We start from the raw sequence: 15,128 nt of genomic DNA, 5'->3' as shown, positions 1-15,128 counted from the left end.
CCCCAGATGAGGACCCAATGGCGTTGCGCCTCGCTCTCAGCAGGCGCGCTTCACATACACCTTGCCGCCCTGCACGATGCCGACCGTGCAAATGACCTCGTCATAAACTTTCCTGTTCCACTCCTGCCGCGTGGCAACGATCTGCGAGCGTATTTGCCCGGCGCAGAGATCCTTCGAAACGTCGGCCAGGCAGATGTTTGCCGAACGCCACCAATAGTCCCGCTCAACCTCATACTGATCGTCGGGAACTCTCTGCAGCCTCTGGACATATCGGTCGAGCAGCCTGGGCAGCATGCGCGCGGCGTAACGCAGGCGGGTCAGGTCCCGCGTGTCGGCAAGCGGGTTGCGATCGCCGGGATCGGGCTCGAGGCGCAGGGCCAGGGCATTCACGGCGGGATTTTCGGCAGAGGCGATGCAGTCGAAGTAACCCAGCGACAGGTACCGCGAAGCAAGCCGCCTGAACTCATCCGAGGCTTCGAAGGGATAACGGAAAAGCACGAAATTGATGACGTCGCCCAAAAGCGCCTTGTTGGCGGGCTCCATCTCGGGAACCGGCGGCCCCCCCGCGTTGATCGTGCTGAAATAGTCGACATAGGCTGCGTATTTGCGCGCCCTCGGATCGTCGTAGCGTTGAACGCCGCCGCTCTTCGTCCTGGCGACATCGGCCGATCTTATCGTCTCGTCGCGCGGATCAAGTCCGAGGTCCGGCATCTCGGCGCAGAATTCCGGAAGAGCCCGCGGCTCGGCGGCGGAAGCCTTTTGCGCAGCCAAGGGCAAGGACAAGACCGCGACGAGCAGAATACAGCGGCGGATCGAAGCCGCCACTGATGGGCCGATATCCAGGCAGGCAAGGTTCGGCAAGGCTCGCCCCAAAAGGTTTGGTTGCGGAGAATGTAGGAAGCACCGACCGGTGCCGCCACGCCCCCGGCCACGTGTGCGTGCTATCCGGCAAAATGCCAGTCGATGATCGCCCTCATGTAAGGCATCACACCGTCGGGAAGGTCATCGCCATTACGGATGATGACGGCGCCATCGATCTCGGATTGCTCTTCGCTCGCCACGAAGTCGGCTATGCGCCGGGCAATCTCATCGGCGGTCTCATCAAGATAGCAACGGCGAAAGATCACCGTCGCGCCGTCGCGCGAGAACAAATGGTAGTGCGCATCGTGCGGCGTGGCGGAAATGTCGAGGCCGGTTTCCTCCCCCACCTCGCGCGCCATATTCGCCTCGACGTCGACCAGCCCGTCGCGGAAATCGAACGGCTCGAACGAGCCGGCGGCGAAATAGATGCGGCCGGGATTTGCGGTGTGGGCGGCCATGCGGATCGCCACCAGCGCGCCGTCGCTGGAAACCAGCGCCGCATGGGCGAAGGCATGCTCGGCGCCTACGGGTCGGTTGCGTCGCCAGTAAAGCAGCGTCGCATAACGCACCGCATGGCAGCGACCTGTCAGCCGCCCGTCCGCATAGACGAGTTCGGCGAGCAGCACGATGGTTCCGTCGAACAGCGCCGGATTGGCCGCGACCTCCTTTTGCCAGTTGGCCTCGATCGCATCGGCGTTGGCCACTTCGAAGGGATGCGCGCCCGGGTCGAGGCGAACCTCGATCGCCGAGACGGGAACGATGGTGTCGCGGGGAATGTCGAATCCCATAGCCGTCTCCGTCAGGCCATGTTCAGCGTCACGGCAACGGGGCAATGGTCCGACGCCTTCGGCCGGTCCCAGCCGACGCGCGGGAATCGCTCGACCTGTTGTCCAGGCGGAAAGATGGTGCGCCAGGGCTGGCCGCCGCGGATGATATCGGGAACGGCGGTGGAATTGCGCTTAGCCAGCGCGGGCGACAGCAGCAGGTAGTCGAGCTGGCACAAATGCCGCTCCTGCGGCCCGCGCGTATGATAGAGCGTCCATCGTTCCAGTTCAGGCCGCCGCTCGACGATGTTTTCGGCAAAGCCGTCGCCAATCAGAATGTCCAGCGCCGAGCCCTGTTCGTCCACCACCGAGAAATCGTAACCGGGATCCTCGTCGCCGCCGATGACGATGCGCTGGCGATAGTCGTTCAGATCGCCGCAGATCACCCAGCGCTTCGAGCCGGCGTGCTCGTTGCCAAAGCGGCTCTCGATGATGTGGCGCACGGCGCGCGCCTCGGCGTGGCGCACCGGCATGGTCGCGTCCCGGCCCGGAATGCCTTCGCGCGGCCCGCCCATCGACTTGAAATGCACCGCGTAAACGGTCAGCGGCAGGCCGCCGATGCGGACGTCGATCTCCAGGCAGTCGCGCCGGAAGATGCGCTCATGCGCCTCGATGCCGAGCGCCGCCAGTTCAGGCGTGTGCAGGTCGAGATCGCCGAAGGTCAGCGCCGCATGGCTGTTCATGCGCACGAACTCGATCGGCTGGCCGTCGCGCGTCTGCTCTCGGATCATCACGGCAACGTCGATGCCGCGTGAATCATTGCCGGCGGTGGTGAATTTCTGACGATATCCCTGCCCGACCATCTTGAACAGGTAGCCGTATTCGAAAGCCTTAAGCGCTTCGATATTGTCGACCTCCTGGAGGCACAATATGTCGGCGCGCGTCGCTGCGATGGCCAGCGCCGTCAGTTGCCGCGTATCGTCGGTGTGGGCGATGGCGCGCGCCTGTTCCAGCAGCCTGTACTCCGCCTCGTCGCGAATCTGGAACAGCGCCAGCGTCCGGTCCTGATGCAACTGATTGCGGAAGCCGGAGAAATCGAACCTGTTCATCAGGTTCTCGACGTTGAAGGTGGCGAGGCGGAAGGACATGCTGGCGCTTGTGCCCGCTGGCGGGCGCGAAGACAAGCCCAGCCACGCCGGCCGGGGAACCGCAACCGTTCATCGCGCGTTCATCGTGGTCGCCCTACGGTGCACCTTATCGGGACATCAAGCGGGCGGGCTGTTTTCGCTTCTGGAGACCGGAGATGATTACCGTTTTTTCCAATATGGCTCGCGTTGGCGTGATCGCGCTCGGCGTGCTTACGGCCGTGACGTCGGCGGCGGGATCGGCGCCGGTCGGGCCGATCGCCCTGCCGCAATCCGTGCAGGCTTCCGGCAGCACGCAATCTGGCGCCAACCTGCCCGTGGAACTCGTGCAGCAGCGGGAGTGGCGGCACAATCGCGGCTGGCGCGGCGGCGATCGCGGCTGGCGCGGTGGAGATCGCGGATGGCGCGGCAATCGCGAATGGCGAGGTGACCGAGGATGGCGCGGTAATCGCGAGTGGCGCGGAAATCGGGAATGGCGCGGCGACAGGGGCTGGCGCGCGGATCGCGGCTGGCGCAACGGACACCATTGGCGGCAGGACCGCCGCTGGGCCCGCCGCAACTACTGGCGGGACCCGTATCGGTACGGCGGCTCAGGCCTGTATCTTGGCTTCGGCGCGCCCTATTGGGGTTACAATTGGGGCTATGCCGATCCGGGCTACTATGCCCCGCGCTATCGCGCGCCGGTGAGGGCGACCTCCCACACCGAATGGTGCTATGCGCGCTATCGCAGCTACCGCGCTTACGACAATACCTACCAGCCCTATAACGGCCCCCGCCGGGAGTGCTATTCGCCGTTCATCTGAGCCTTCTTCTCAAATAGGTCGAGCCGGCGCAGTTCCCCCCTGCGCCGGCTCGTGCGTTGTCCTGGGGCTCCCCCGCCGGGGCCCGTCGGATCAACGCAAAGCTGGGCGTCAGTCGAACGACACGCCCAGTGCGGTCATGGTGCGCCAGCGCACGGTGGCTCTCCGGGCGACATCGTCACCGGAAATCAAAAGATCGAATTGCGAGGGAACCGCCGAGGTATCGCCGAAGGTGAGCCGCGCGCCGCTGTCGGAGACGTTGCGCACCAGGCACTCGAACGCGCCATAACCCTTGTTGAAGGAAAGCCTGGCGCCCTTGAGCACACGCCGACGCTCGGTGACCCGCCGGTCCGCAAAGACCTGCCCGTCGATGCCGATGGATTTTTCGGTGATCGGTTCCATGTGTAGCTCCTCGACCAGATGCGAGAAGCCGAGCAAGAACCGCGCCAGCATCCAATTGTGCCGTATTGGGACGCCATAAAAAACAACAGCCCCGGTCGAATGACCGGGGCTGCTTTATTCGAAAGACCTTGAAGCTTAGTTCTTTGCCTTGTCGACCAGCTTGTTCTTGGAAATCCACGGCATCATGCCGCGCAGCTTCTCGCCGACCTGCTCGATCTGGTGAGAGTCGTTCATGCGGCGGATGCCCTTGAAGCGCGACAGGCCGGCGCGGTATTCCTGCATCCACTCGGAGGTGAATTTTCCGGCCTGGATGTCCTTCAGCACACGCTTCATCTCGGCCTTGGTCTCGGCGGTGATGATGCGCGGGCCGGAAACATACTCGCCCCACTCGGCGGTGTTGGAGATCGAATAGTTCATGTTGGCGATGCCGCCTTCATAGATCAGGTCGACGATCAGCTTCACTTCGTGCAGGCATTCGAAATAGGCCATTTCCGGCGCGTAGCCGGCTTCCACCAGCGTCTCGAAACCGGCGCGGATGAGCTCCACCAGGCCGCCGCAGAGCACGACCTGCTCGCCGAACAGGTCGGTCTCGCATTCCTCGCGGAAGTTGGTCTCGATGATGCCGGAACGACCGCCGCCGACGCCGCAGGCGTAGGAGAGCGCGAGGTCGAGCGCGTTGCCCGAAGCGTCCTGGTTGACCGCGACCAGGCACGGCACGCCGCCGCCCTTCTGGTATTCACCGCGCACGGTGTGGCCGGGGCCTTTCGGCGCGACCATCACCACGTCGACTGTCGCCTTCGGCTCGATCAGGCCGAAATGCACGTTGAGGCCGTGGGCAAAGGCGATTGCCGCGCCGTCGCGGATGTTCGGCGCGATCTCGGACTTGTAGATGTCGGCCTGCAGCTCGTCCGGCGTCGCCATCATCATCAGGTCGGCCCATTTGGCGGCTTCCGCCACCGAAAGCACCTTCAGGCCGTCGGCCTCGACCTTCTTGGCGGTCGCCGAACCGGCCTTCAATCCGATCGCGATCTCCTTGACGCCGGAATCCTTCAGGTTGAGCGCATGCGCCCTGCCCTGGCTGCCGTAGCCGATGATGGCGACCTTCTTGCCCTTGATGAGATTGAGATCGGCGTCGCGATCGTAATAGACACGCATTTCGGTTTCCTTCCCTTTGCGAGATCTGGCCGGTCTCACCGGCCGGTTTGTGCTCCGTAGAGAGCGAGAAACTGCCGCGTCGCCTCGCCCGCATCGCGGGCGATCTCGGCGGCAGTCAATTTCAGCCGGTCGCCGAGCAGCAACCGGATCTGAACGTCGCGGGCAACCAGCCCGAAAAAACTGCGGAACGCCGACTCGGAATCGTCGAAGGCGAGCAGGCCGGCGTCGCGCCCGGCTTCCAGCACCGGCTTCAGCCGGGCGGCCAGCGCGAAGCGGCCGTTCTCCAGCACGATGGCGCCGAGATTGGTCTTTGCCGAGCCGGCATGGCTGACCGCGACACGGTTCAGCGCGATGGACGTTTTGGAAGAAATCACCGTCAGCCAGTCGGAAGCGAAGCGCTCAAGGCTGTTGGTCAGTGAAAACAGGGCGATCGGCTCGCTGCCCAACGGCTGGACGCGCACGCGCGAGGCTTGCCAGCGAACCGTGGCGGTCAGCAATCCGTCGCGGTCGCCGAACCATTTGTAGAGCGTTTCCTTGGAACAGCTGGCGCGGCGGGCCACGGCGGTCATGGTCAGCGCGTCACCTTCCTCGACCAGCAGCGCAAGCGCGGCATCGAGGACCGCCTTCTGGCGTTCCGTCAGCGCTTCTCCGTTCTCGGCTTCGGGGGCAATCTGCAACACGGGTCTTTCCGCTGCGAACGGCAACCTCGCGAGAGCCGTACCGTACGTTACGGTTCCGTATGACCGCGATGGTCAAAATGCAAGCTGAAAAGTGATATCAATAGATCGAAAGCAGAAGAAAGCAGCGGTGTCTTCAAGGCATGCTGTGCTCAATCGCCTCATTCTGCTCTTGGTCCGGCCGACGCACATTCATCGACCCTTCAGTTTTCAGGCGGGATGCGCTTCGCCACTCCACTTCCCGCAGTCCCACGCGACGAAACGGATCGACGAGTGTCCCCGCCACCATCGACGCGAGCACGCGCGGCGCGGGCGGGATTTCCGCCACCGTGGCGACGAGGCGGTCGCGCAGAAAGGGCAGCAACACCGAATCCGACTGGTAGAACGGCGTGAACATGCGTGACAAAACCTGGAAGACGCGCACATGCAGCCGCCTAGCGCGGACATAGTCTTCAAGCGCATCGTCCAGGCTCGGATGAAGCTGCAATGCGTACGCCAGCCCCACGGCATCCAGCAGCGCCATATTCGCTCCTTGCCCGAGCTGCGGACTGGCCGAATGCGCGGAATCGCCGATGATCGCCAGCCGCCGCCCTGTGGGCCGCATCAGCGTGTGGTGGCCGTAACGTGCCAGCACAAGCTGGTCAAAACCGTCGATCTGATCGGTGAAGGCCCGGCACTCGGGCCAGAGCGAAACAAGCCTTTCCTTCCATGCATCGATACCTGCCGCGCACACGCTCTCGGCATCCGCCGGCTTGAGGCTCCAGAAGAAGGCGGCCATGGGATCTGCGTCCAGTTCCGGCCGCCCGATCGGAAGCACGCCGATCATCACGCTGGCCTTGTCATAGCGCTGCAGCAGCGCATGCGGGTCGAACCCCTCCCGCCAGCCGAGCGAAGCCCAGAACGCGCCATAAGCGAGCGGCTTTGGCTCGCAAGAGGCATCCGCGCGCCGACGCAAGGCGGAGCGAGTCCCCGAGGCGTCGACCACCAGCTCGAACGGCCCAATCCGCTTTCCATCGCCACCGAGCAGCGTGGCACGTTCTCCGCCGGCGTCGATGTCGGTAATTTCCGTCCCGGTCTCGACAACAATGCCTTCGCGCAGCGCCGCGCGATGCAGTACGCCAAACAGCGCTGCCCGATGCACCGCCAGCCCGAACCTTCCGCCGGGCCGTGCATCGTAACGCACGTCGAGAACCGTACGTCCGGTCCTCGCATCGGCGCCGAACAGACGGTCGATCCGCGCACCCAGTGACAGAATCTCGCCGAGCAGCCCGAGATGGTGGAGCACCGTCAGGCCGGTCGGCTGCAGGATAAGGCCGGAGCCCAGCGGCTTGGGTTCGTCGAAACGCTCGAAGACCGAAACTTGGTGACCGGCACGCTGGAGCAGCAGCGCAACAGCCAGCCCAGCCGGACCCGCGCCGACGACAGCTATATGCAGACGGCCTGTCATGCGGCGTCACGAAGCATCGCCTTCAATCGCCGATCAGTTGCCGTCGGCATCGAATGCGGAACGCGCCTCTCTCACCGCGCGATGATTCATCTCCGCCCATTGCAGCAGCATGTGCAGCGGCTCGAACATCGAGCGGCCAAGATCGGTCAGGCTGTATTCGACGCCCGGCGGCTTGGTCGGAAAGACCTCGCGATTCACATAGCCGTCGCGTTGAAGGTCGTGCAGCGTCTGTGTCAGCATGCGCTGGGAAATGTCGGGCACCAGGCGGCGCAACTCGCCGAAGCGATAGGGCTTTTCGGCCAGCGCCATCATAAGCAGCGAGCTCCAGCGCCCGCTGATCGTCTGGATCACGTCGCGGATCGGACAATTCGCCAGCCCGGCGTCGCCACTGTCCGCCCTGTAGATTTCAAGCTTCGTCCGCAGGTTCGCCGGCCTTGCGTCCATCGGTGGTTCCCTGAATGTGCCTACCTCCCAGAAAACTGCCTTCTTTACAGTTTTCGGTCAAATCCTAATTTAGTGCTGCTCTCAAAAAGAGACCATCAATCGAGGCAGCGACACACCATGACCGACACGATCTTCGTCACCGGCGCTTCCGGCCATCTCGGCGGCCGCATCATCCACCACCTGCTGGAGCGCGGCGTCGCGCCGTCAAAACTCATTGTGGGCAGCCGCAACCCGGACAAGCTTGCCGACCTCGCCGCCAAGGGCGTCACCGTCCGCGCTGCGGATTTCGACGACAAGGCCGGGCTGGTCAAGGCGTTTGCCGGCGCGGACACCATCCTCATCGTTTCGACCGACGCGCTTGACGGCGCCGGCACCCGCCAGCGGCAGCACCTTACTGCGGTGGAGGCGGCCGCCGAGGCCGGCACGAAGCGCCTCGCCTACACCTCGCTGCCGGTGCCGGAAACCTCGAAGGTCAGCTTCGCGCCGGACCATCTGAACACCGAGAAGGCGGTGAAGGCGACCGGCCTCCCCTATCTCATCTTCCGCAACAACTGGTATCAGGAGAACCTGTTCATGGCGCTGCCGCACGCCTTCGCCAGCGGCCAGTGGTACACATCCGCCAGTGGCGGGCGCACGGCCTACGTCGCGCGCGACGACATCGCGGCGGCAATCGCCGGCGCGCTGGTGAACTGGCCCGCCGCAAGCACCATTTATACGCTGACCGGCGCGGAGACCTTCGACAATGAAGAGGTCGCGAAACTGGCAAGTGCTGCCGTCGGCAAGCCGTTGCAGGTCGTCAACCTGACCGACGAGCAGTTGGCGGGCGGCATGAAGGCGGCGGGTCTGCCCGAGGCGATCATCCCTACCATCGTCTCGTTCGACACGGCCGCTCGCGCCGGCGACCTCGCGGCCGTCACCGGCGACGTGGAAACGCTGTCCGGCCGCAAGTCGAAGCCGCTGAAAATCTTCATCGAGGAGAACAAGGCGGCGCTTGCCGGCTGATCGCGAGCCAATCAGGCCGGCCGCCTAAAACCGCGCCCTCTCCACCAGGAAATCCAGAAACGCTCGAACCCGGGCGGGCAGATGCCCGCCCGGCCCGACGAAGATCGCGTGAAGCGGATCGGTGTCGCCGGGATTGAACTTTTCCAGCATCGGAACGAGCCGGCCCGCCTCGATATCGTGCCGGATGTGGAATTCTCCCATCCGGGCGATGCCCAGCCCCGCCAGCGCCAGCCCGCGCAACGCCTCGCCGTCGCTGACAAGCGCGTTGCCGATCGGCGGCACATAGGTCACCTGCCCGCCCTCGTCGGCGAAAGGCCAGCCTTCGATCAGCCTTGTGAAGCAGAAGCCGAGCCGGTTGTGGTTTGCGAGGTCTGCAGGCGACCTTGGCTCTCCATGCCGCCGCAGATAGTCCGGCGAGGCGACGACCAGATTGCGGGACTCGCCGAGCTTGCGCGCTAACAGCCGGGATTCCCGGAGCGGCCCGACACGGATCGCCACATCGGCCCGTTCCTCCAGCAGGTCGACCACGGCGTCGGTCAGCACCACATCGACCGTCACGCCAGGGTGCCGGGCAAGAAAGTCCGGCACCAGCGGCAGCAGATAATGCAGCCCGAACGGGATGTTGCAGTTGATCCGCAATCGCCCGCGCGGCGTCGCCCCCGTCGCCGCTTCGCGCTCGGCCGTATCCATGTCGCCGAGGATGCGGACGCAGCGATCGTGAAAAGCGACGCCCTCCGGCGTCAGTTGCAGCTTTCGGGTCGAGCGGTTGATCAGTCGCACGCCGAGCCGCCGCTCCAGTCGGGCGACGAGCTTGCTGACCGCCGACGGCGTCATGCGGAAGTCGCGCGCTGCGGCGGAAAAGCCGCCGAGTTCGACTACGCGTGAAAAGACTTCCATCTCGCCGGACCGGTTAACGTCGAGCCGCGCCATGATGACTTCAACTCACAGGTTCTATGCCTTCAGGCAGGCTAGTTCACCGACAGCGGCATGTCCATCTTGAGGCACAAGACAGCTTTCACGGAAAGGCCGCACCGTGCCTCTAGCCCTTTATGCCCTCACCGCCGGCGCCTTCGGCATCGGCGTCACCGAATTCGTCATCATGGGCCTGCTGCTCGAAGTCGGCGCCGATCTCAGCGTGTCGATCTCGGCGGCCGGCCTGCTGATTTCCGGCTACGCGCTGGGCGTCGTCGTCGGCGCGCCGCTGTTGGGTATGATAGCCGGCCGCTGGTCGAAGAAGACCTTGCTGATGGGGCTGATGGTGGTCTTCACCGTCGGCAACCTCGCCTGTGCGCTGGCGCCCGATTACTGGACGCTTATGGCGGCGCGCGTGCTGACGGCCTTCGCCCACGCCTCATTCTTCGGCGTCGGCTCTGTGGTCGCCACCGGTCTCGTCGCGCCGAATCGCAAGGCCTCGGCCATCGCCATCATGTTCACCGGGCTGACGGTTGCCAATATCCTCGGCGTTCCCTTCGGAACCTGGCTCGGCCAGGCCTATGGCTGGCGCTCGACCTTCTGGGCCGTGACGCTGGTCGGCGTCGCCGCCTTCGCGGTTATCGCGCTGCTCGTGCCGCGCGACGAACCGGGAACGAAGGAAGAGGCCTCCGGCAGCGCGCTTGCCGTGCTGATACGCCGACCGGTACTGCTCGGCCTGCTGACGACGGTGCTCTCCTGGGTCGGCGTGTTCGCCGCGTTCACCTACATCGCGCCGATCCTGACCGAGGTTACCGGTTTCCCCGCGGCCGCGGTGTCGCCGATCCTGCTGGTTTTCGGCGCGGGGCTGGTTGCCGGAAACCTGATCGGCGGCCGCTTCGCCGACCGCTGGCTGGTGCCGACCATGCTCGTCACTCTGGCGGCGCTGGCCGTGGTGCTGTTCGCCATGACCTTCGCCATCCACCAGCAGGTGGCGGCAGTCGTCGCGGTCGGCTTGTTCGGTGCGGCCGCCTTCGCCACCGTTCCGCCGCTGCAGATGTGGCTGCTCGAAAAGGCCGACGGCGCCGGCCAGGGCCTGGCCTCCAGCTTCAACATCGCCGCCTTCAACCTCGGCAACGCCATCGGTGCATGGCTGGGCGGCGCGGTCATCGACCATGGCCCCGGCCTCGGCGCCGTCACCTGGGTGGCCGGCATCGTGCCGTTCGCAGCGCTCGCGGTTGCCATCCTCAACCTGCGCCTCGACGCCGGCGCCCAGCGTCCCCACCTCGCTGCGGCGACGGCGGAAGGTGCCGACTGCTGAAACCCCGTTCGATTTGAACACAATTGGGAGAGGTCGACAAAATGCTGAACCAACTCGAACCGGAGGAACTCGGTCGCCCCGCCGCCAGCCTGAAATCCTCGCTTGTCGTGCCGCTGGTGGCGCTTCTGGCGGTCGCCGGCGCGACCCCAGTGGTTCCGGCCCGCGCCCAGGAGGCAGGCAACTGGATCGGCACATGGTCGGCCAGCCCACAACCCATTTGGGCGCCCGGCTTCCTGTTTCCGACCAACATTCCGGAAACGCTGCGCGACAAGACGTTCCGGCAGTCCGCCCGTATCAGCGTGGGCGGCAACCGGGTACGCATCGTGTTGTCGAACGCGTTCGGCGCAAGCCCCGTCGTGATCGGCGAGGCGCGTGTGGCGCTGGCCGGCACGGGCGCTGCGACCCTCGAAGCCTCGGACCGGGCCGTCACCTTCGGCGGCCGGACAAGCGCAACCATTCCGCCGGGCGCGCCCATCATCAGCGACCCGATCGATCTCCCGGTGCAGCCGCTCGCCAGCCTGTCGATCTCGCTGTTCCTGCCCGAGGAGACCTCGCCGAACACCTTCCACTGGGATGCGCTCCAGACCTCCTACATCGCGGACGGCAATCAGACGGCGACGAGCAATCTATTGACCAACGACACGACTTCCGCCCGAATCCTGCTCAGCGGCATCCTGGTCGATGCGCCAGCACATAAGGGCGCGGTCGTCATTCTCGGCGATTCGATTTCCGATGGCGCGGCGGGTACGCCGGACGCCAACCGCCGCTGGCCGGACTATCTCGCCGAAAGGCTGGCGCCGAAGAACGTGGCGGTGCTCAACGCCGGAATTTCCGGTGCGCGCCTGCTGACCGACAAGATGGGCGTCAACGCCCTCGCCCGCTTCGACCGCGACGTACTCAGCGAGCCGCACGTCAAAACGGTTGTCGTGCTGATCGGCATCAACGACATCAGTTGGCCGGGCTCATCCTTCGAGCCGGACAGGCAATCGCCAACGGCGGAGGCGCTGGTCGAAGCCTATCGCCAACTGATCCTCCGCGCCCGCCTGCGCGGTATCCGCATCATCGGCGCGACGCTGACGCCCTTCGAAGGCGCGCTCGATGGCTCGCCGATCGAGGGCTACTACACGCCGGCGAAGGACGCCCTGCGCCAGCAGGTCAACGAGTGGATACGATCGAGCGGAGAATTCGACGCCGTCATCGACTTCGACGCTCTCGCACGCGACCCCGACCATCCGGAGCGCATGCTTCCCGCCTTCGATTCAGGCGACCATCTCCATCCCGGCGACGCCGGTTACAAGACCATGGCCGACGCCGTGGATATCGATATGCTGCTTCCCGAACACTGACCTTCCAGGACAAAAACCATGAAAATCGACCTGACCAACAAGACCGCCATCGTCACCGGCTCAACCGCCGGCATTGGTTTTGCCATCGCCAAGGGCCTGGCCGAGGCCGGAGCGACGGTGGTCGTCAACGGCCGCACCGGCAGCCCCGTCGAGAAGGCGGTTGCCGCCTTGATCGCAGCCGTCCCCGGAGCGCGGGTGCGCGGGTTTGCCGCCGATGTCGGCACGGCGGAAGGCTGCGAGGCGCTCCTGAACGCCGAGCCCTCGGCCGACATCCTCGTCAACAATGTCGGCATCTACGGTCCGCAGGATTTTTTCGAAATCCCCGACAGCGAGTGGTCGCGTTTCTTCGAGGTGAACATCATGTCTGGCGTGCGCCTCTCGCGCGCCTATCTGCCGGGCATGCAGGAGAAGGCCTGGGGCCGGGTCGTCTTCGTCTCTTCCGAATCGGGGCTGAACATCCCCGCCGACATGATCCACTACGGCTTCACCAAGACCGGCAACCTCGCGATCTCGCGCGGCCTCGCCAAGCGGGTCGCCGGCACGGGCGTCACGGTCAACGCCGTGCTTCCCGGCCCGACGCTCACCGAAGGCGTCGAGGAGATGCTGCGGGAGGGCGCGGAAAAGGCCGGACAGACCATCGCCGAAGCCGGCACGGCCTTCGTCAAGAACGAGCGCTCGACATCCATCATCCAGCGCATGGCGACGGTCGACGAGGTCGCCAACCTGGTCGTCTATGTCTGTTCGCCGCAGGCTTCGGCGACCACCGGCGCGGCGCTGCGGGTCGACGGCGGCGTGCTCGACACCATCGCCTGATATTGGGAAAGAATGAGCGCGGCTAAATCTTGCCGCGCTCTATCATCAGATCGCCACCTGCGTGCCGATCTCGACCACCCGGCCGGTGGGAATCTGGAAATATTCGGTGGCGTCGGCGGCCGTGCGCGCAAGCCCGATGAACAGCTTGTCCTGCCAGGCCGGCATGCCGGAATTCGGCGACGGCCTGAGCGAGCGGCGCGACAGGAAGAACGACGTCGTCATGATGTCAAACTTCCACCCCTGCTTGCGGCAGATCGCCAACGCCTTCGGGATGTTCGGCCGCTCCATGTAGCCGAAGGTCAGCGAGATGCGCATGAACAACTCGTTCACGGTCTCCATGCTGACCCGCTCTTCGTCGGGCACGACGGGTTGCGGCGCAGTGACCACCGTCAGGATGACGTTCTGCTGGTGCAGCACCTTGTAGTGCTTGAGGCTGTGCATCATGGCCGTCGGCGCACTCTGCGGGTCGCTGGTCAGGAAGACCGCCGTGCCGGGAACCAGATGCGGCGGCTTCTTGGCGATGTTGGCGGAAAGGAAGTCGAGCGGAATCTCGTTCTTGCGGGTCTTCTCGAAGAGCTGCCGCGTGCCCCGCACCCATGTCGTCATGATCAGCACCACCGCGATCGCCACGGCCAGCGAGGCCCAGCCGCCGTCGAACACTTTCACGATGTTGGAGGCGAAGAAGCCGACGTCGATGATGGCGAAGACGGTGGTCAGCGCCACCGCCCAGATCAGCTTCCATTTCCAGATGCGCGTCATCACGACGTAGAGCAGGATGGTCGTCATCAGCATATTGCCGGTGACGGAGATGCCGTAGGCGGAAGCGAGTTCGCTCGACTCCCCGAAGCCGACCACCAGCATCATCACCACCAGCGCCAGCAGCAGGTTGACACGCGGCAGGTAGATCTGGCCGGACTGCGTTTTCGACGTATGCTGGATTTCGAAGCGCGGCAGAATGTTGAGCTGCACGGCCTGCCGCGTCAGCGAGAACGCGCCGGAAATCACCGCCTGACTGGCGATGACGGTCGCTGCGGTGGCCAGCACCACCATCGGCACCAGCGTCCAGCCCTCGTTCATCTCGAAGAAAGGATGGCCGATGCCGCCGCCCTTGGCGAGCACGAAGGCGCCCTGTCCGAAATAATTGAGCAGCAGGCACGGGAAGACGATGGCCAGCCAGGCAAGCACGATCGGCCGCCGTCCGAAATGCCCGAGATCGGCATAAAGCGCCTCGGCACCGGTCACCGCCAGGAAGATGGCGCCAATGGTGACGAAGGCAACGTCGGGCGAGCGGATCAGGAACAGGATGCCTTCCGCCGGATTCAGCGCATAGAGGATTTCCGGGTCGTGGATGATATGCATGAGACCTGACAGCCCGATCGCCAGGAACCATACCGCAGTGATCGGCCCGAACACCGTCGCCACGCGCCCCGTGCCGAACCGCTGGACGGAGAACAGCACCGCCAGGATGAACAGCGTCAGCGGCACGATGAACGGGTCGAAAGTCGGCGTGACGACACTCATGCCTTCAACCGCCGACAGCACCGAGATCGCGGGCGTGATGACCGCGTCGCCGTAGAACAGCCCCGCGCCGAGGATGCCGATGATCAGGATGAAATGCGAACGGTTGGCAAAGCTCGAACGCGCCAGCGCCATCAGCGACAGCGTGCCGCCCTCGCCGCGATTGTCGGCCCGAAGCACGAAGCTGATGTACTTGACCGTGACGATGATCGTCAGCGCCCAGACGATCAGCGACAGCACCCCGAACACATTGTCGCGCACCGGCAGCCCGTCGCTCGCCGACGCCACCAAAGCCTCGCGGAAGGCGTAGATCGGGCTGGTGCCGATGTCGCCATAGACGACGCCGAGCGCGCCCAGCATGAGGACACGCGTATCGTGGGAATGATCGCTGGCAACCGGCGCCGGACGCTCGTCTTCCGCTGAGCCTTCAATGGCCATCTAGATGTGCGTCTCCGGCAAAACGGGCGGTGCTCTACGCCTGCTGCAGTGCAATAGCAACTGCCAGCATGAGATAGCGCACAAAT

At 64.8% G+C, this 15,128-nt stretch carries 15 protein-coding genes; 5 read left to right on the top strand and 10 right to left on the bottom strand.

Annotated elements, in window-relative coordinates:
• Positions 1 to 36: 36 nt before the first annotated feature.
• The 3 genes from ACSBOB_RS15105 to ACSBOB_RS15095 form a co-directional block, all read right to left on the bottom strand.
• Positions 37 to 711: a hypothetical protein gene (locus tag ACSBOB_RS15105; RefSeq protein WP_442583203.1), complete on the bottom strand. Its 675-nt coding sequence runs from the start codon at positions 709 to 711 to the stop codon at positions 37 to 39.
• Positions 712 to 941: 230 nt separating this feature from the next.
• A complete protein-coding gene (locus ACSBOB_RS15100) occupies positions 942 to 1,649 on the bottom strand; it encodes an NUDIX hydrolase (RefSeq protein ID WP_442583202.1) in 708 nt (235 codons plus the stop codon).
• An 11-nt stretch (positions 1,650 to 1,660) separates the two neighbouring features.
• Positions 1,661 to 2,773 carry an endonuclease/exonuclease/phosphatase family protein gene (locus ACSBOB_RS15095; RefSeq protein WP_442583201.1) on the bottom strand — a complete coding sequence of 371 codons (1,113 nt, stop codon included), beginning with the start codon at positions 2,771 to 2,773 and terminating at the stop codon, positions 1,661 to 1,663.
• Between the two features lie 155 nt (positions 2,774 to 2,928).
• On the opposite strand from ACSBOB_RS15095, the gene ACSBOB_RS15090 reads away from it, so the two are divergent.
• Positions 2,929 to 3,573 (top strand): BA14K family protein, encoded by a 645-nt coding sequence (locus tag ACSBOB_RS15090; protein ID WP_442583200.1) that lies wholly within the window; start codon positions 2,929 to 2,931, stop codon positions 3,571 to 3,573.
• Between the two features lie 108 nt (positions 3,574 to 3,681).
• Here the strand turns inward: ACSBOB_RS15090 and ACSBOB_RS15085 are convergent, their stop codons facing one another.
• From ACSBOB_RS15085 to ACSBOB_RS15065, 5 genes are all read right to left on the bottom strand, one after another.
• Positions 3,682 to 4,023, bottom strand: a complete 342-nt coding sequence (locus ACSBOB_RS15085) for a PilZ domain-containing protein (protein ID WP_442583199.1) — start codon at positions 4,021 to 4,023, stop codon at positions 3,682 to 3,684.
• Between the two features lie 84 nt (positions 4,024 to 4,107).
• On the bottom strand, positions 4,108 to 5,127 hold the full coding sequence (gene ilvC, locus ACSBOB_RS15080) for a ketol-acid reductoisomerase (protein WP_442583198.1): 1,020 nt from the start codon (positions 5,125 to 5,127) through the stop codon (positions 4,108 to 4,110).
• A gap of 35 nt (positions 5,128 to 5,162) precedes the next feature.
• Complete coding sequence (locus ACSBOB_RS15075; protein WP_442583197.1) at positions 5,163 to 5,807, bottom strand: TetR/AcrR family transcriptional regulator C-terminal domain-containing protein; 645 nt, start codon at positions 5,805 to 5,807, stop codon at positions 5,163 to 5,165.
• Positions 5,808 to 5,940: 133 nt separating this feature from the next.
• Complete coding sequence (locus ACSBOB_RS15070; protein ID WP_442583196.1) at positions 5,941 to 7,251, bottom strand: FAD-dependent oxidoreductase; 1,311 nt, start codon at positions 7,249 to 7,251, stop codon at positions 5,941 to 5,943.
• 33 nt (positions 7,252 to 7,284) lie between these two features.
• Positions 7,285 to 7,695 (bottom strand): winged helix-turn-helix transcriptional regulator, encoded by a 411-nt coding sequence (locus tag ACSBOB_RS15065; RefSeq protein ID WP_442583195.1) that lies wholly within the window; start codon positions 7,693 to 7,695, stop codon positions 7,285 to 7,287.
• A 117-nt stretch (positions 7,696 to 7,812) separates the two neighbouring features.
• Between ACSBOB_RS15065 and ACSBOB_RS15060 the strand changes: the two genes are divergently transcribed.
• A complete protein-coding gene (locus tag ACSBOB_RS15060; RefSeq protein ID WP_442583194.1) occupies positions 7,813 to 8,697 on the top strand; it encodes an SDR family oxidoreductase in 885 nt (294 codons plus the stop codon).
• Positions 8,698 to 8,721: 24 nt separating this feature from the next.
• On the opposite strand, the gene ACSBOB_RS15055 is transcribed toward ACSBOB_RS15060, so the two are convergent.
• On the bottom strand, positions 8,722 to 9,627 hold the full coding sequence (locus ACSBOB_RS15055) for a LysR family transcriptional regulator (RefSeq protein ID WP_442583193.1): 906 nt from the start codon (positions 9,625 to 9,627) through the stop codon (positions 8,722 to 8,724).
• Positions 9,628 to 9,730: 103 nt separating this feature from the next.
• Here ACSBOB_RS15055 and ACSBOB_RS15050 point away from each other — a divergent pair, with 103 nt between their 5' ends.
• Genes ACSBOB_RS15050 through ACSBOB_RS15040 form a run of 3 tightly spaced genes read left to right on the top strand, consistent with a single transcriptional unit; the run spans position 9,731 to position 13,086 of the window.
• Entirely contained in the window at positions 9,731 to 10,927 is a 1,197-nt protein-coding gene (locus tag ACSBOB_RS15050) for an MFS transporter (protein ID WP_442583192.1), read from the top strand.
• Between the two features lie 41 nt (positions 10,928 to 10,968).
• Positions 10,969 to 12,273 carry an SGNH/GDSL hydrolase family protein gene (locus tag ACSBOB_RS15045; RefSeq protein ID WP_442583191.1) on the top strand — a complete coding sequence of 435 codons (1,305 nt, stop codon included), beginning with the start codon at positions 10,969 to 10,971 and terminating at the stop codon, positions 12,271 to 12,273.
• A gap of 18 nt (positions 12,274 to 12,291) precedes the next feature.
• Positions 12,292 to 13,086, top strand: coding sequence for an SDR family NAD(P)-dependent oxidoreductase (locus ACSBOB_RS15040; RefSeq protein ID WP_442583190.1), 795 nt, complete (start codon positions 12,292 to 12,294; stop codon positions 13,084 to 13,086).
• Positions 13,087 to 13,131: 45 nt separating this feature from the next.
• Here the strand turns inward: ACSBOB_RS15040 and ACSBOB_RS15035 are convergent, their stop codons facing one another.
• The gene (locus tag ACSBOB_RS15035; RefSeq protein ID WP_442583189.1) at positions 13,132 to 15,042 is read right to left on the bottom strand and encodes a potassium transporter Kup; all 1,911 of its coding nucleotides are present in this window, start codon (positions 15,040 to 15,042) and stop codon (positions 13,132 to 13,134) included.
• Between the last annotated feature and the right edge of the window lie 86 nt (positions 15,043 to 15,128).

Origin of the sequence: Mesorhizobium sp. KACC 23794 (assembly GCF_052180275.1) — a bacterium.
Taxonomy (GTDB): domain Bacteria; phylum Pseudomonadota; class Alphaproteobacteria; order Rhizobiales; family Rhizobiaceae; genus Kumtagia.
The sequence above is the reverse complement of the archived record's forward strand: the minus strand, read 5'-3'. Positions and strand labels throughout refer to the sequence as shown.